Source organism: Devosia sp. (assembly GCF_034675085.1).
Lineage (GTDB): Bacteria > Pseudomonadota > Alphaproteobacteria > Rhizobiales > Devosiaceae > Devosia.
On record NZ_JAUCDN010000046.1, the window covers coordinates 1 to 15,108 of the forward strand.

The 15,108-nt window shown below is 62.9% G+C and carries 16 protein-coding genes; 9 read left to right on the forward strand and 7 right to left on the reverse strand.

Annotated features, from left to right (window positions below; all coding sequences use genetic code 11):
• Positions 1–217: 217 nt before the first annotated feature.
• A complete protein-coding gene (locus VDP82_RS04880; protein ID WP_323013721.1) occupies positions 218–643 on the reverse strand; it encodes an organic hydroperoxide resistance protein in 426 nt (141 codons plus the stop codon).
• 142 nt (positions 644–785) lie between these two features.
• Here VDP82_RS04880 and VDP82_RS04885 point away from each other — a divergent pair, with 142 nt between their 5' ends.
• On the forward strand, positions 786–1,331 hold the full coding sequence (locus tag VDP82_RS04885; protein WP_323013722.1) for a DUF924 family protein: 546 nt from the start codon (positions 786–788) through the stop codon (positions 1,329–1,331).
• Here VDP82_RS04885 and VDP82_RS04890 read toward each other — a convergent pair.
• A complete protein-coding gene (locus VDP82_RS04890) occupies positions 1,328–2,242 on the reverse strand; it encodes a sugar kinase (RefSeq protein ID WP_323013723.1) in 915 nt (304 codons plus the stop codon). The two genes, VDP82_RS04885 and VDP82_RS04890, sit on opposite strands and share 4 nt — an antisense overlap.
• 122 nt (positions 2,243–2,364) lie before the next feature.
• On the opposite strand from VDP82_RS04890, the gene VDP82_RS04895 reads away from it, so the two are divergent.
• Positions 2,365–3,831, forward strand: coding sequence for a mannitol dehydrogenase family protein (locus VDP82_RS04895; protein WP_323013724.1), 1,467 nt, complete (start codon positions 2,365–2,367; stop codon positions 3,829–3,831).
• A 6-nt stretch (positions 3,832–3,837) separates the two neighbouring features.
• Here the strand turns inward: VDP82_RS04895 and ppk2 are convergent, their stop codons facing one another.
• Positions 3,838–4,695, reverse strand: a complete 858-nt coding sequence (gene ppk2, locus VDP82_RS04900) for a polyphosphate kinase 2 (RefSeq protein WP_323013725.1) — start codon at positions 4,693–4,695, stop codon at positions 3,838–3,840.
• Positions 4,696–4,781: 86 nt separating this feature from the next.
• Here ppk2 and VDP82_RS04905 point away from each other — a divergent pair, with 86 nt between their 5' ends.
• Complete coding sequence (locus VDP82_RS04905) at positions 4,782–6,068, forward strand: sensor histidine kinase (protein ID WP_323013726.1); 1,287 nt, start codon at positions 4,782–4,784, stop codon at positions 6,066–6,068.
• Positions 6,069–6,173: 105 nt separating this feature from the next.
• Here the strand turns inward: VDP82_RS04905 and VDP82_RS04910 are convergent, their stop codons facing one another.
• On the reverse strand, positions 6,174–6,740 hold the full coding sequence (locus tag VDP82_RS04910; protein ID WP_323013727.1) for a GcrA family cell cycle regulator: 567 nt from the start codon (positions 6,738–6,740) through the stop codon (positions 6,174–6,176).
• A 368-nt stretch (positions 6,741–7,108) separates the two neighbouring features.
• Here VDP82_RS04910 and VDP82_RS04915 point away from each other — a divergent pair, with 368 nt between their 5' ends.
• The 5 genes from VDP82_RS04915 to VDP82_RS04935 all read left to right on the forward strand — a co-directional run bounded on the left by VDP82_RS04915 (position 7,109) and on the right by VDP82_RS04935 (position 12,363).
• Entirely contained in the window at positions 7,109–8,308 is a 1,200-nt protein-coding gene (locus tag VDP82_RS04915) for an aspartate aminotransferase family protein (protein WP_323013728.1), read from the forward strand.
• Between the two features lie 177 nt (positions 8,309–8,485).
• Entirely contained in the window at positions 8,486–9,415 is a 930-nt protein-coding gene (gene argF, locus VDP82_RS04920) for an ornithine carbamoyltransferase (protein WP_323013729.1), read from the forward strand.
• 125 nt (positions 9,416–9,540) lie between these two features.
• Entirely contained in the window at positions 9,541–10,521 is a 981-nt protein-coding gene (locus VDP82_RS04925; protein WP_323013730.1) for an Hsp33 family molecular chaperone, read from the forward strand.
• A gap of 555 nt (positions 10,522–11,076) precedes the next feature.
• The gene (locus tag VDP82_RS04930; RefSeq protein WP_323013731.1) at positions 11,077–11,886 is read left to right on the forward strand and encodes a hypothetical protein; all 810 of its coding nucleotides are present in this window, start codon (positions 11,077–11,079) and stop codon (positions 11,884–11,886) included.
• 42 nt (positions 11,887–11,928) lie between these two features.
• Complete coding sequence (locus tag VDP82_RS04935; protein WP_323013732.1) at positions 11,929–12,363, forward strand: hypothetical protein; 435 nt, start codon at positions 11,929–11,931, stop codon at positions 12,361–12,363.
• Here the strand turns inward: VDP82_RS04935 and VDP82_RS04940 are convergent.
• From VDP82_RS04940 to VDP82_RS04950, 3 genes are all read right to left on the reverse strand, one after another.
• On the reverse strand, positions 12,346–12,987 hold the full coding sequence (locus VDP82_RS04940; protein WP_323013733.1) for a hypothetical protein: 642 nt from the start codon (positions 12,985–12,987) through the stop codon (positions 12,346–12,348). The two genes, VDP82_RS04935 and VDP82_RS04940, sit on opposite strands and share 18 nt — an antisense overlap.
• A 52-nt stretch (positions 12,988–13,039) precedes the next feature.
• The gene (locus VDP82_RS04945; RefSeq protein WP_323013734.1) at positions 13,040–13,264 is read right to left on the reverse strand and encodes a hypothetical protein; all 225 of its coding nucleotides are present in this window, start codon (positions 13,262–13,264) and stop codon (positions 13,040–13,042) included.
• A gap of 268 nt (positions 13,265–13,532) precedes the next feature.
• Entirely contained in the window at positions 13,533–14,489 is a 957-nt protein-coding gene (locus VDP82_RS04950; RefSeq protein ID WP_323013735.1) for an IS1595 family transposase, read from the reverse strand.
• Positions 14,490–14,598: 109 nt separating this feature from the next.
• Between VDP82_RS04950 and VDP82_RS04955 the strand changes: the two genes are divergently transcribed.
• The gene (locus VDP82_RS04955) at positions 14,599–14,820 is read left to right on the forward strand and encodes a helix-turn-helix transcriptional regulator (RefSeq protein ID WP_323013736.1); all 222 of its coding nucleotides are present in this window, start codon (positions 14,599–14,601) and stop codon (positions 14,818–14,820) included.
• Positions 14,821–15,108: the final 288 nt, after the last annotated feature.

Sequence of the window (15,108 nt, forward strand, 5' to 3'; positions counted from 1 at the left end):
GCCCATCGGCTCTCCACCGTGCGGGCGCTGGACCGGTTGCTGGTCTTTGACAGGGGGCGCATTGTCGAGGAGGGCACCCATGACAGCCTCATCCGGCTCGATGGCGGCATTTATCGCCGGCTGTTCGAGCGCCAGGCGCTGGAACTGACCCGGGGGCTGGTGGCCTGACGCGGAGACGCCGGGGCGAAGGTCCCGGCGTTTTCATTTCGAGACGGGGTTATTCGACCGCAAGCGTGACGTCGAATCCCCTGCGGCTGACTTCGCTATAGGGGCAGATGATATGGGCGCGCTTGATGATGTCTTCGGCCTTGGCCTTGTCCATACCCGGAATATGGGCCTTGAGCGCCGCCTCGATCCAGAACCCCTCGCCATCCTCGCGGTCCTTGAAGCTCACCTCGGCGGTGACGCGGGCATCCTCGGGAATGGTGTCGCCGCTCTTGCGCGCCGCCGCCTTCATGGCCCCCAGGAAACAGGCTGAATAGCCGACCGCGAACAATTGCTCGGGATTGGTGCCCAGCGCCCCGTCGCCGCCCATGGATTTGGGCGTGGTGAGGGTGACGTCGAGCACGCCATCATCGGTCGCCCCATGGCCGGATCGCCCCCCGGTGGAGGTGGCGCGGGCAGTGTACATGATCTTGGTCATTCAAACGCTCCTTGGCTTTCGGGAAGCCCCATTCGAGCACCAAAGCGGGGCGAGGGAAAGGCGCGGCGCCAAATTGCCGCGCCGGGTTTGACCTGGCTGCGGCAATGGCCGAAAACATGAGGCAGCAAGGAAAGGACATGCCATGCGCAGCGCCGATGACGTCATTCGCTTCTGGTTTCTCGATCACGGTCGGGACGACTGGTTCGGTGGCGATGCCGCTTTCGATCGCGCCCTGGCGGAAGCCTTTGCCCAGACCCATGAGGCGGTGGCGCGCGGCGAAGCCTGGGGCTGGCGCGGGACAGCCGAGGGGCGCCTGGCCGAGATCGTCGTGCTCGACCAGTTCAGCCGGCAATTGCATCGCGGCTCGCCCCGCGCCTTCGCCCAGGACGGCATGGCGCTGGCGCTGGCGCAGGAGGCGGTTGCTGCCGGGGCTGACAAGCAGGTTGCGCCGGAGCGCGCCGCCTTTTTCTACATGCCCTATATGCATGCCGAATCCCTGCCCGTTCAGAACGAGGGCGTGCGTCTCTTCACGGCGCTGGGCGATGCAGGCTCGCTCGATTTCATGCGCGCGCATCGCGACACGGTCGCCCGTTTCGGGCGCTTTCCCTTCCGCAACAAGGCCCTTGGACGCGTCAGCACACCCGAGGAACTGGCTTATATGGAAGCGCAGGGAGACCGGGTCTTTTAGGCCGAAAGCAGTTTCGGATCGACCAGCGCGCCCTTGTGCCCGATGACGATGCCGGCGGTTCGGTGGGCGGCCTCTGCGGCCTCCCGCAGCGATTTGCCGGCAAGACGCGCCGAGAGATAGGCGCCGTTGAAGCTGTCGCCGGCCCCCGTGGCATCGACGACCTTGGCGCCGGGCGGCGGGGCGACGCGCACCTGTTCCGTGGCGGTGGCGATCAGCGCTTCATTGGCCCCATCCTTGACCACCACTTCCTCGACACCCAGTTCCAGATAGCGCTCGGCGGTGGCCTCGATCGACTTGTCGCCGAAAAGCGGGGCCTCGTCGCCATGGGTGGGCATGACCACGTCGCACACCATGGCGGCGGCCGTGAGCACGGCGGTCATGATGCGCGGGCTCGACCAGAGGGCGGGCCTGATATTGGTGTCGAAGACGATGCGGGCGCCCTTGTCGCGCGCCTCGACAATGGCTGCGAGCAGCCTGCCGCGCGCCCGCGGGGCCAGGATGGCCAGGGTGATGCCGGAAAAATAGACCAGGTCGGCGTCTTTCACCGCCTTTGCCAGCGCCGCCTTGTCGTCGGCCAGCAGCTTGGCTGCGGAGGTGTCGCGCCAATAGGTGAAGTGCCGGTCGCCCTTTTCCTGATGGATCAGGTAAAGGCCGGGGCGGCGATTGGGCACGGAAAGGATATGATCGGTGCCGATATCGTTCTCTTCGAGAAAGGCGCGGATATCGCCCGAATAGCGGTCGTCCCCCAGGCCGGTGAAATAATCGACCGTCCAGTCCTGGCCGAGCAGGGCCCGCATGTACCAGGCGGTGTTGAGCGTGTCCCCGGCATAGCCCAGCCGATAGGCCCGGTCCTCGCCCCCGCTCATTTCGATCATGCATTCCCCGATGCTGACCACGCGCTTGTGAGCCAAAACATGCCCTCCCTTGCTGCTGCCGGTTTATGCCGGTAATGGCAGGCATGCCGCAAGCTCCTATCTTCCATACAAGAGTGGAAGATTCTATGGTGCCCCCGATTTTCGAACCGGAGTTTCCGATGACGCGCCTCAGCGCCTCCCTTCTCGCCCAGGCCCTCCGGGGTGTCGTCCTGCCCGCCTATGACCGCAGCCGCATTACGCCCGGCATCGTGCATCTGGGCATCGGCGCCTTTCACCGCGCGCATATGGCCGTCTATGTCGATGATCTGCTCAAGGACGATCCCAGCTGGGCCATCATCGGGGCCAGCCTGCGCCGGCCCGACACCAAGGAAGCGCTCGAGCCCCAGGATGGGCTCTACACCGTGGCCGTGCGCGACGCCGAGGGCACCCATCCGCGCGTCATTGGCTCGATTCTCAAGGTGCTCGACGCCAATAGTGAGCGCGAGGACTTGCTGGCACTGATGGCCAGCCCGGCCATCCGCATCGTTTCGCTCACCGTGACCGAAAAGGGCTATTGCCACGATCCGGCAACCGGCGAACTGGACGAGCGTCATCCAGACATCGCCCATGATCTGGCCAATCCCGCTGCGCCCCGTTCGGCGCCGGGCATGCTGGTCGAGGCATTGGCGCGCCGTCGCGCCGCCGGTATTGCGCCCTTCACGGTGATGAGCTGCGACAATCTCCCCTCCAATGGCGCGACGGTGAAGCGCATCGTCACCCGTTTCGCCCGCCTGCGCGAGGCGGCGCTTGGCGATTATGTCGAAGGGGTGGCCTTTCCCGGCACCATGGTCGACCGCATCGTGCCCTCCACCACCGACGCCGATCGGGAAACGGTGGCGGGGCTGATCGGGGCCGAGGATGCCTGGCCGATCATGACCGAGCCCTTCACCCAATGGGTGATCGAGGACGATTTTCCCGCCGGCCGCCCGGCCTTCGAAAAAGCCGGGGCGCAATTGGTGGAGGATGTGGAGCCCTTCGAGCGCATGAAGCTGCGCATGCTCAATGGCAGCCACTCCACCATGGCCTATCTCGGCTATCTGGCGGGCTATGAATATATTTCGGACGTGATGGGCGACGAGGATTTCGTGCGCCTCATCCATGGCCTGATGACCCAGGAGGTGATGCCGACCCTCGATATGCCGGGCGTCGATCTGGGCGCCTATCGCGATCAGTTGCTGGACCGGTTCCGCAATCCTGCGCTCAAGCATCGCACCTGGCAGATCGCCATGGATGGCAGCCAGAAGCTGCCCCAGCGCCTGCTTGCCACCATTCGCGAGCGCCTTGCGGCCGGCCAGGGCTTCGAGCGGCTGGGCCTGGGGGTCGCGGCCTGGATGCGCTATGTCATCGGCATCGACGAAAAGGGCGACAATATCGACGTGCGCGATCCCCTGGCGCTGCGCATGCAGGCCATCGCCGCCGATGCCGGGGACGATGCCGAGGCGCTCTATATCGGGCTGTCGGGCCTTGGAGAGGTCTTCGGCACCGACCTGGCCGAAAACCAGAGCTTTGCCGAAACCGTCGCCACCCATCTCGACAGCCTGTTCGAGATCGGGGTGAAGCAGACCGTCAACGAAGTGGTGGGCTGAACCGCCTCACTCCTCGCCTGAGAGCGCCAGGAATGCGGGCGCGCTGAGGCGGATCTGCGGGTTGATCTCGCCAATGGCCTTTTCGTCCCTGTCGGCATAGTCGATGCCGTTCAGCACCGTCTGGATGACGGCGATGCGGGCGCGGCGCTTGTCATTGGCGCGGATCACTGTCCAGGGCGCATGGGCGGTATCGGTGCGGCGCAGCATCGCCTCGCCGGCGGCCGAATAGGCGTCCCATTTGCCGAGCGCCGCCAGGTCGACCGGCGAGAGCTTCCACACCTTGAGCGGGTCGTGTCGCCGGTCGTGAAAGCGCTTGAGCTGCATCTCCTGACCGATGGAGAGCCAGAACTTGAACAGCCTGATGCCATCATTGGTGAGGCGCTTTTCGAATTCCGGCGCCTCATCGAGAAAGGCTTCGGTCTGCTCCGGGGTGCAAAAGCCCATGACCGGCTCCACCCCCGCCCTGTTGTACCAGGAGCGATCGAACAGCACCGTTTCCCCCGCAGCGGGAAGCCAATCGACATAGCGCTGGAAATACCATTGCGTGCGCTCGCGGTCGTTGGGCTTGGGCAGCGCCGCGATCAGGTTGTAGCGGGGATTGAGGTTTTCCAGATAGGTCTTGATGGTACCGCCCTTGCCGGCGGCGTCGCGCCCTTCGAACACCAGCATGATGCGCTCGCCGGTACGGGCAACGTGGTCCTGCAGGCGCACGAGTTGCTTTTGCAACCCATACATATGGGCTTCATACTTGGACCGCTCGAGCTTATCTTCATAGGGATAGCCGCCCGAGGTCATGGCGTTTTTCCGGATCGCCTTGGGCAGGCGGGGATTGTCGATGTCGAAGTCGTCGAGGAGGTCGGTCACTGCTGTCTCTCCGTTGTCATCTTCACCGTGCTATGAACCCGCCCCTGCATGCAAGGGGCGGTGATCGGCCGCTTTTATAGAAAGACATGATGGACGAGCCTTATTCCGAGCCGGACCGAGCCAGCTGGCGCAGCGCCCTGGCCCGCCTCGTCGCGCGGGCAGGCTGGCTCGCCGGCATTTTCGTGGTTTTCCTCGCTTTGGTGCTGGTGGGCGAACTCAAGCCCGGCGGAGCGCTGGCCGGCTTCGTGCTGGCGCTTCTGGGGCTGGCGCTTCTGCCCGTCGGCAGCATGCGGGGGCGCAGGATCGAGGCTGCCCCCAGCCTGCCGGCGCCCGACGAGGAGGCGGCGGTCTTTGCCTTTGCCGATGCCCTGGCCGACCCCTGCCTCGTGCTCGACAGGCGCAGCGCCGTGGTGCATGCCAATGCGGCAGCCAGCCGGCAGTTTCCAACGCTCGTCCCGGGCCGGCCGATCACCTTCTTCCTGCGCAATCCGGAACTGGTGCAGGCCATCGACCTGGCCATGCGCGGCGCGGAGACGCGGGCGGTGGAACTGCACGAAACCGTGCCGTCCGAAACCTGGGACCGGGTAGTGGTCTCGCCCCTGCGCCGCCCCGGCCGCGATTGGCTGGGCGATGAGGACCGCCAGCTCGTCGTTACCTTCCAGAGCCTCACCGAGCTCAAGCGCGTCGAGGCCCTGCGCAGCGATTTCATCGCCAATGCCAGCCATGAGCTGCGCACGCCGCTGGCCTCGCTTCTGGGTTTCATCGACACGCTTCTGGGCCCGGCGGCCAGGGATGCGGCGGCGCGCGAGAAATTCCTCCACATCATGCGCGGCCAGGCCGACCGCATGAGCCGGCTGGTCGATGACCTGCTCAGCCTTTCGCGCATCGAAATGCACCAGCATGTGCGCCCCACCGGCAGCATCGACCTGGGGGGATTGCTGCGGGAGGTGCGCGAGGGCCTGACGACGCAGGCGGTGGCGGCCGGTGTTGAAATCCGCCTCGATCTGCCCGAGGGGCCGAACACGACGATGGGGGATCGGGGCCAGCTTTATGAGGTGTTCGAAAACCTGATCGACAATGCCGTCAAATATGGCGCCGCCGGCAAATTCGTCGAGGTGAAGCTGGCCCGGGCCAGCCGCGCCGGCTTCCAGCACCTGATAACCGTCATCGATCACGGTCCGGGCGTGGAACCCGAACACGTGCCGCGCCTGACCGAGCGCTTCTACCGGATCGATGCCGATGCCAGCCGCAAGAAGAAGGGGACGGGCCTCGGCCTGGCCATCGTCAAGCATATCGTCCACCGCCATCGGGGGCTGCTGAGCATCAAGAGCAAGCCGGGCGAAGGGATGCGGGTGGAAGTCCTGCTGCCGTAGGGCGTTTAGGGTGGAACCTGCGCCGGAATGACCGGGTGAACTGAACCGGGCGGATGAAAAAAGGGGCGCCCGAGGCGCCCTTTTTCAATTCCGGTCTTGAAGCGCTCAGCGCTTCTTCTTGTCCACCTGGTGGTAGGCGCGACGCGAATGGAATTCGCAATAGGGGCCGGTGTCCAGGCTGTGCTGGCCGCAGAAATAGAAATCCTTGCTCAGCGGGTCGCCGATCGGCCACTTGCAGGTGTGCTCGTTGAGCTGGAGCAGGTTGAGGCGCTTGTCTTCGGGAATGAAGAGCTCGGCCGCCGGAGCCACATAAAGCTCGGCTTCCATTTCGGGCGACTGGGCCAGCGCCGTGGCGCCTATGGTCTGCGGACGGGGCGCAGCAGCGCGCAGCTTGGCGGCGCTCGCCGAACCCATCGTGCCCAGACCCGGAGCCGGGCTGGCGACGCGCCGCGGCGCGGGCCGGGCGGCTGGGCGCGGACGGGGAGTGGAATTGGCCGGCTTGGCGCGGGCCGAGAGCTTGAGGCGATGCACCTTGCCGATCACGGCGTTGCGGGTCACCCCTTCGCCCAAAGCGCCGGCGATCTGGCTGGCGCTGAGCCCTTCCATCCAGAGTTTTTTCAAGGTCTCGACGCGCTCGTCAGTCCAGCCCGCCGCTTGTGCTCCTGCAACCATCGTCAAAACAGAATCCTTCATTGCGCCGCCGGAAAAGACCAAGGCAGCCCTGAACGCTAGGCGTCGTATGTTGGATGGGTCCGCCACACGAGATATCGTGTTCCCAATGACAGGCAGATTACGCCATGGGGTGAATCGGGATCAAGAGTCGGGGCGAACTTTCCCCGAAAATTCACTGGTTAAAATTGGCTTAACAAACTGCGAGTCAAATCAGCCACTTGCGCGCGAGATCATTGACTTGCCGCATAAAACCGGCCAGATTTTGTCCACGAAACGCGCTGCGCAACGGGCGCGTTTTTGGTTTTTGTGGCCTTCTTGTCACGCTTGGCCAGCGAAATGCCTGTTTCCCATTTTGAAGGAAGTCTCCCATGTCTGCGCTATACGGCACCTATGCCCGGTCCGAACTCGCTTTCGAGCGGGGCGAGGGCATGCGCCTGTATGACCAGCATGGCCGAGAATATCTCGACTTCCAGGCCGGTATCGCCGTCAATGCCCTGGGGCATGGCGATCCGCACATCGTGGGTGCGCTCAAGGCAGCGGCCGACAGGGTGTGGCACACCTCCAATGTTTTCACCATTCCCGAGCAGGAGCGGCTGGGCCAGCGCCTGGTGGACGCTACCTTTGCCGACAAGGTGTTCTTCACCAATTCGGGGGCCGAGGCGCTCGAATGCGCCATCAAGACGGCGCGGCATTATTTCTGGGCCAAGGGCCAGCCGGATCGCTATGAGATCCTGGCTTTCACCGGCTCCTTCCATGGCCGCACGCTGGGCACCATCGCCGCCGGCGGCAACCCGGCCTACCTCGAAGGCTTCGGGCCGGCCCTTGCGGGCTTCAAGCACGTGCCGCCGGGCGACCTCCATGCCGTGCGGGAGGCCATCGGCCCGCAGACCTGCGCCATCCTGATCGAGCCGGTGCAGGGCGAAGGCGGCGTTACCGCCATGAGCAATGAATTCATGCAGGGGCTGCGCGCCATCTGCGACGAGAACGACATGCTGCTCGTGCTCGATGAGGTGCAATGCGGTTATGGCCGCACCGGGCGCTTCTTCGCTTTCGAATGGTCGGGCATCACCCCCGATATCGTCACCGTCGCCAAGGCGATTGGCGGCGGTTTTCCGCTGGGCGCGTGCCTGGCTCGCGGCGATGTCGCCGATTCCATGGCGCCGGGCACGCATGGCTCGACCTATGGCGGCAATCCGCTGGCGACGACCGTGGGCAATGCCGTTCTCGATCGCATCCTGGCGCCCGGCTTTCTCGACCACGCCAACCAGATGGGCCAGCGCCTGTTCTGGCATTTGCAGCAATTGGCGCAGAAATATCCCGACCAGGTGCTCGAATTGCGCGGCAAGGGCCTTTTGGCCGGCATCAAGATCACCCCGCCTGTGCGCGATTTCGTGGCGCGGCTGCGCGATGACCACAAGATGCTCGCCATCGGCGCGGGGGACAACGTCTTGCGGCTCATCCCGCCGCTGATCGTGTCCGAGGCCGATATCGAGGATGCCATGGCCCGGCTCGGCGCGGCGTTCGATGCCATCGCCGCCGAAGAGACGGCTTCGGCCGTGGCGGAATGAAATGATAAGGTTCAGCCTGCGCCGGCGGCGACGAAGGGGTTTGTTCCCTCCGCAATGAGGAGGGCAGAAGGGGCGGCGCATGGCCGGCCCCAGGCCTTCTCCCATGAGAAGGGCAAACCACGCCGCTGCAAAGGATCGGCGGTCATACGTCAAAGCGTCACTAAAGGAGACCGGCCCATGACGACCGGCACCCCAAGGCATTTTCTTTCTATCGACGATTTCACCCATAGCGAACTGCGCGGCATGCTCGACATGGCGGCGGCACTGAAGGCGCGCCTCGCCGCCGGCGAGCGGCCGCAACTGCTCAAGGACAAGGTCCTGGCGATGATCTTCGAGCGCCAGTCCACCCGCACCCGCGTCTCCTTCGACGTCGGCATGCGCCAACTGGGCGGCGAAACCCTGATGCTGTCCGGCCAGGAAATGCAGCTTTCGCGCGAGGAAACCCTGGCCGACACCGCCCGGGTGATGAGCCGCTATGTCGACGCCATCATGATCCGCATCCTCTCCCATGCCGACCTGCTCGAATTGGCCGAGGCGGCGAGCGTGCCGGTCATCAACGGCCTGACCCGCCGGGCTCATCCCTGCCAGATCATGGCCGATCTGCTCACCTTCGAGGAGCATCGCGGCTCCATCAGGGGCGCCAAGGTGGCCTGGGTCGGCGACAGCAATAATGTGCTGCATTCCTGGGTCAATGCGGCCGAGCTGTTCGAATGCGAGCTCACCATCGCCACGCCCGAGGAATACAGCCCAGAAAAGGATTTGATGGACGATATCCGCCGCGCCGGCAGGCAGGTGCGGCTGATCGAGGACCCCGAGGCGGCCGTCGAGGGCGCAGACCTCGTCATCACCGATACCTGGGTGTCCATGGGCGATGTCGACGCCGCCGAGCGGCGCCGGGTCTTGAAACCCTATCAGGTCAATACCCATCTGATGGGCCTGGCGGCCAAGGACGCCCTCTTCATGCACTGCCTGCCCGCCCATCGCGGCGACGAGGTCACCGACGCGGTGATCGACGGGCCGCAATCGGTGGTGTTTGACGAGGCCGAAAACCGCCTTCATGCCCAGAAAGCCATTTTGTGCTGGGCCTTCGGGGTGGATTCCATCTAACCCCGATTGTGACCGGATTGAGCAGCGGACCCCGTGGTGGCAAAACCGCCATGGGGTATCTGCTTTTGCGGCGCGGCCCGGCAGATCGAAAGCCAGATGACCAGATGACCACGGAAACGACGACCATGAGCCAGAACCTGATGAGCGCCCTCGGGCTCGACCGGCCGGAAAGCGGCGATGACAGCGTCGTCCCCTTTACCCTCGACAAGCTCGATACCCGCGGCCGCAGCGTGCGGCTGGGCGATGCGCTCGACACGATCCTCAACCGCCATGCCTATCCCGCACCGGTGGCGCGCCTGCTCGGCGAGGCGGTGGCACTGGCCGCGCTGATCGGCTCCTCGCTCAAATTCGAGGGGCGTTTCATCCTCCAGACCCAGACCGACGGTCCGGTCAATCTCCTGGTAGTCGATTTTGATGCGCCGGACGGTCTGCGCGGCTATGCGCGCTTCGACCACGATGCGCTGGTCAAGGCCGCCGAAACCGGACGCACCAGCCCCGCCGACCTGCTCGGCAAGGGGCATTTGGCCATGACCATCGATCAGGGCGCTCATACCGAGCGCTATCAGGGCATCGTGGCGCTGGACGGCCATTCGCTGGAGGATGTGGCGCATGATTATTTCATGCAGTCCGAGCAGATTCCCACGCAGGTGCGCCTGGCGGTCGCCGAGTTTACCCAGAAGGGCGATCATCGCCCGCACTGGCGCGCCGGCGGCGTGCTGATCCAGCACCTGCCCGAGCACGGCATGGGCAGTCGCCCCGACCTGCCGGGCGATGGCGGGGCGGCAGACGAGCATATCAGCGATGGTTGGACCGAGGCCCGGGCCCTGCTCGCCACGCTGGATGATCTGGAACTGGTCGATCCCGAGCTCAGCCCCGAACGGATGCTGTTCCGCCTCTATCACGAAACCGGGGTGCGGGTGTTCCAGCCGCTGGCCATGGTCGAGCGCTGCACCTGCTCGGCCGAGCGGATCGAGGCCATGCTGGTCACCAGCTTTACGGCCGAGGATCGGGCCGAAATGGCGGTTGATGGCGAAATCGAAGTGGTGTGCGAATTTTGCTCCGCTGCCTATCACTTCAACCCGCATCAATTCGACGTCGAGACCTGATCCGGTCAGGGTATTATTGTATACAGTCGCCTCTGTGGCGGCTGTATTTCCCCGATGGCGCAACCAGAACACGCATCGACTTGCAAAAGGGAAAGAGATTCTTCACTATCCGGCATCGATTTCGGAGTTGGGGCACTCCAGTTGAATGGGGACGCTGACGACGGCCTTCGGTTTCAGGACCGAGGCGGTAGACGCCAGGAAAGGAAAGATTATAGCCGTCGGGACGAGATGATTTTCGCCGATGCGGGGAAAAGGGTGATCCGCACGCAAGGGCCCGCTGCGGGCGCGAGCGGATGGCCAGTTTCCCGGTCCGGCACACTGAACTTGCTGCAGACGGCTTTATCCCGACTTGTGCAAGGAGACACTCCCGCCCTTTCTTCGCTTGGGGCCGATCGGGCGCATCGCAAGATGCAATTCGATCGACGCGAAAAAGGGCGGCGCATGTTGGAGTCTGCAGCTTTTTTCTTTGCCACGAGCAGGCAGTGCCGTGTCCGGCGCCGCCTGCTCGTGGTGTTCTTGTCCGGCCTGCGGCCGCTTTTGCGCTAGGGCGGGGCCATGTCCGATGCGGTGGCGCTGCTCAAGGCGATCCTTTCCGATGTCGGACCAGACGATGCCCAGGCGCTTGATCTGCTCGAGCGGGCGCTCGCCAGCGAAGTCGACGTGCTGCTTTATTGCGCCACGGCCCTTGATCTTCATCCCAGCCTGGTGATGGAGCGCGCCGCACGCTGGGCCGGTTACGGCTTTTTCGAGCGGGTGCCGCGTAATCTGCGGGGCAGGGTGGAACCAACGCGGCTGGAGGCGCTGGCCGAGGTGCGCCTGTTCCGGGTGCAATTGCTCGACCGGGAGATCGCCTTTGCCGCACCGGATTTTCTCGGCATCATCCGCCTGCGCCACCGGCTAGCGCAGACGCCCCATCTGCGGCGCATGTTGTGCTTCGTGCCCGAGCAGGCGCTGCGCGATTATCTGACCGAGGCCGCCTCGCCCGCCCTTATCGCCACCGCGCGACAAAATCTGGCGCGACACTGGCCCTATGCCTGCGCGCAACTGGAACTGACGCGCGGCGCGCGCTGGGGCTTCATGGCGGGCGTGTGTCTGCTGGTGGTCCTGCTTCTGGCCGCGCCCTATCTGGCCCCGCTCTGGTTGTTGCCCTTCAGCTTCATCCTGCTTCTGGCTCCGGCGGCGATCCGCCTGGCGGCGGTTGCCTCGCCTCGGCTGCGCCCGAAGCCGGCCCGGCGCCCGCCCGACGAGGAACTGCCGGTCTATTCGGTGCTGATCCCGCTGCGCAACGAGGCCGCCATGGTGCGCCAGCTTTTTACCGCCATGGCGGGGCTCGACTACCCGGTATTATGTAGCAGTCACACCTAGAATCGTCTAGGTCAACGATATTCGGTGGGGTATCATTCGGGCATGAGTGATACGCCACAAGTCATCAACACCCTCAGAACCAAGGCCAGCCAGCTAGAGGCATTCATTGCCAAGGCTGAGCGCGACATAGCCCGCGCTCGGAAAGACCTGGCGCATGTTCAAGCCACGATGATCTTGTTTGAAGCGCCGCGCGAGAACGGCCAGCCAGCCTATATGAACGTCAACGCGCTGTTCAGAAGGCGGGAGCTTGCTACGTTGTGCAAGCAGGCGCTCGCCAGCGGCCCGATGAATACGCGGGAGCTTGCAGCATGGGTGATACAGCACAAAGGGCTGGACGGCAACGACCGCTATTTGCGTACGGCTGTAGCGCTAAGGATCGTGCAGGCGCTTACCATGCAGGCGAAGCGGGGCGCGGGCGTTGAGCGGGCGGGCAAGGTGAGCAATGTGGTGGTGTGGAAGCTAACTGAGATCGACTAGCTTCCCGTCACGTCCACGGATTACAGCCGAGAAATAGCCCGCGCTCATAGAAATGCCGACATACTCTTCCGGAATTCTATAACGGAGAGCAATTTGGTGAGGGGTCACTAAGCCGCCGTCCAGCGCATCGGCAAGGTGTCGCCTTAGCTCTATGGGGATCAAGGTTTCGATCGCCATGATTTCTGCAAGCTTTTCAGTTTCAAACGGAGCGAATTTATCAGCTTCGTCGGCTAACTCGCTCAGCAGATCGTCGGTTAGGTATTCCGACAGCGTCAGTAAGTCGCCGGTATTTGTGATTCTGGACCCTGGCTGAGCGTCAAGGATGCAATGATACATCTCTTTGCATATTGCAAACCTGGTCCAGCAATAGTTCAAGTTCTCGGAGAACTGAATTCTCGCATAACTACCAACCCCCTTGTAGGGACCCATGTCTTGCAAATATGTTTTGATCTGGGCGATTATATACTTGGATTTAAAGAAGAATCGTTCCCAATAAATCTTATCCACATAACCCATGTCTTCAAATATTGGGCGTAGCAAATCTATGCGTATCTCCACCTGACGCATATCGTAGCGACGGTGATACTCGGACAAGACTGCATGAACTGGATCAAGAAGCGCCATACAAAAAAGGAGGGACTAGCCCTCCTTCTCCTCACTTGGGATTCGATTTTGATTAGTAGGGATCGTCGAATCTACGCACTTTTGCAGCGCTGTCTATAGAATCTACAATCTCAAAATCACCTTCTGAGATGACGTCCTGAATCGCATTGAGTTCCCGAACAAAGTCCTTAGCCGTCATGCTATCGCCCTTGCGGACGAAGAACTTGATATTCGTGAGGCCTTCTTCAGCGAAGAGGCCGTCAAAGCGGTTCCGGAGTCGTTCGACTTCAGCGGACATGTACCTCTCCTTTCTGCGCAACCCGGCCCATCCAGGGTGCACAAGCTACAAAACGCAAGTTAGGACACTACGCAAACGCTTTTGCGACAGTAGTGTTCCTGCGTGTCAATAGGGAAAATAGTGTTGCCTGATGGCAACATCAAGGCGAGCGCCCTGTAATAATATTCTCCCCTGTTGTCAAGGGATTCTCGCTCCCCGGGCATTAATGCTACCTTAACAAAAGCCTCAGCTTTGAAAAGATACCTTGACAGGAATTTTTGGGGATTGGTTAGCGCTGCCAGTAGCCAGCCCAGTTACGGCTAACCGGGTGCGCCAGCGCGGCGCGCGTCGTGGCAAGGTACTGGCCGCCGTTGCTGACCTTGCGATTGTCTTCGCGCCAAGCCATTTCGGCGGCGTAGGCGTGTAGGTACTTGCCGCTGATATGGTGGTGAGTACCAATCTCGGCGCGACGGAGGCGTGAGAAGAAGCTCTCGGCCTGGTTGGTATGAACGCCAGCTTCCGAATAGCTTTCCTGATGGTTGATGCGCTTGGTCAGGAACTTGGCGTGTAGCACGTCCCAATGCGCGGCTTCGTCGGCATAGACCGTAGCGTCCGGGCTGATGCGGCTGGCTACGAACGCAACGCCGTCGCCTTCGCGCTTGAATACCTGGGTGAGCGTGTTGCCATGGCGCTCGCGGGCCGCGACCACCACCATGCGCTTGCCGGTCTGATTGCGGGCAAGGCGGCGGTCAACACGGTCCTCTTTGCGGTTGGCGGGGCGGACGTGGCCGCCGAAGTAGGCGCCGTCCACGGCGACGTGACCGCTGAGCGTTTCGGTAGCGTTCTGCTCAGCCTCAAGAGCCTCGCGGAGCTTGTGAGCGAGAACGAACGCCGTCTTGTACTGAACGTTGAGGTCCCGGCTCAGGTGGAGCGCGGCGTAGCCCTTGGCACCGTTTACGAAGATAGCAATAGCCAGCAGGTAATCGCGGATAGCCAACTTGCGGTTGGCGAAGATCGTACCGGACGTGACCGAGAACTGATGATTGCAGCCCTTGCACTTCCAAATTTTGCGGGCTTTGAACGTGTAGCACTCAACGCTACCACAACGGGGGCACACGGCCTCACCATTGTTCTCGGCCCAACGGATATGACGGAATGTTTCGTGCGCCTCTTCATCCGACATGCGGGCAACGGTCGCTAGCGAGAGCGTCCTTGCAGCCGATGTTAGGAGAAAGTGTTGCGTCATTTCCGGGCCAACGATTATCGTTGACCTCAGTCATAAAGTTGGAAATGGCAGAGGTCAACACTTTTCGTTGGGGTTGACAGAAAAACTTTAGGTCGCTACGTGTCATTGCATGACGCCAGAACAATGCCGCGCCGCGCGTGGTTGGCTGGACCTATCGCAGGCGGAGCTTGCCGAAGCCGCGAAGGTGTCGCTGTCCACGGTGCGGGACTTTGAGAAGGGGCGCAGAACGCCCATTGGGAACAACCTGACTGCTATGGTCGCGGCGCTGAGCGCGCACGGCATAGAGTTCCAGGACAACGGAATAACCGGCCCGCGTAGCGAGCCGGTTTGACGGAATCGTCAGATTCCGCTAGAAGGTGGTGGAGGCGGGGGGTGTCGAACCCCAGGGGGAGACGCTGCAAATCGTTCCCTGGCACCGGCCAATAACCGCCCCCAAGGTCGCCCGGCACCCCCGAGCGACCCATGAGAATGGCGTCACGCTATTATCATGTACCACCTCCCGGACGGGCTTCACCGCCTTGCGCTGGGGTTTGATCGGAGGCCTCTGACTGATCCTCGCGGGATAGCAAGTCAGGGGCCTTTTCTTTTTCGACAGAAGGGAGGGAATAGACCGACCCGT

What these genes read in the sequence shown, in the direction of transcription:
- VDP82_RS04940 (WP_323013733.1), bottom strand. Translation starts at nt 12,987, where the DNA reads ATGGCGCTTCTTGATCCAGTTCATGCAGTCTTGTCCGAGTATCACCGT.
- VDP82_RS04880 (WP_323013721.1), bottom strand. Translation starts at nt 643, where the DNA reads ATGACCAAGATCATGTACACTGCCCGCGCCACCTCCACCGGGGGGCGA.
- VDP82_RS04925 (WP_323013730.1), top strand. Translation starts at nt 9,541, where the DNA reads ATGAGCCAGAACCTGATGAGCGCCCTCGGGCTCGACCGGCCGGAAAGC.
- VDP82_RS04905 (WP_323013726.1), top strand. Translation starts at nt 4,782, where the DNA reads ATGATGGACGAGCCTTATTCCGAGCCGGACCGAGCCAGCTGGCGCAGC.
- VDP82_RS04935 (WP_323013732.1), top strand. Translation starts at nt 11,929, where the DNA reads ATGAGTGATACGCCACAAGTCATCAACACCCTCAGAACCAAGGCCAGC.
- argF (WP_323013729.1), top strand. Translation starts at nt 8,486, where the DNA reads ATGACGACCGGCACCCCAAGGCATTTTCTTTCTATCGACGATTTCACC.
- VDP82_RS04885 (WP_323013722.1), top strand. Translation starts at nt 786, where the DNA reads ATGCGCAGCGCCGATGACGTCATTCGCTTCTGGTTTCTCGATCACGGT.
- VDP82_RS04895 (WP_323013724.1), top strand. Translation starts at nt 2,365, where the DNA reads ATGACGCGCCTCAGCGCCTCCCTTCTCGCCCAGGCCCTCCGGGGTGTC.
- VDP82_RS04950 (WP_323013735.1), bottom strand. Translation starts at nt 14,489, where the DNA reads ATGACGCAACACTTTCTCCTAACATCGGCTGCAAGGACGCTCTCGCTA.
- VDP82_RS04910 (WP_323013727.1), bottom strand. Translation starts at nt 6,740, where the DNA reads ATGGTTGCAGGAGCACAAGCGGCGGGCTGGACTGACGAGCGCGTCGAG.
- VDP82_RS04915 (WP_323013728.1), top strand. Translation starts at nt 7,109, where the DNA reads ATGTCTGCGCTATACGGCACCTATGCCCGGTCCGAACTCGCTTTCGAG.
- VDP82_RS04955 (WP_323013736.1), top strand. Translation starts at nt 14,599, where the DNA reads ATGACGCCAGAACAATGCCGCGCCGCGCGTGGTTGGCTGGACCTATCG.
- VDP82_RS04930 (WP_323013731.1), top strand. Translation starts at nt 11,077, where the DNA reads ATGTCCGATGCGGTGGCGCTGCTCAAGGCGATCCTTTCCGATGTCGGA.
- VDP82_RS04945 (WP_323013734.1), bottom strand. Translation starts at nt 13,264, where the DNA reads ATGTCCGCTGAAGTCGAACGACTCCGGAACCGCTTTGACGGCCTCTTC.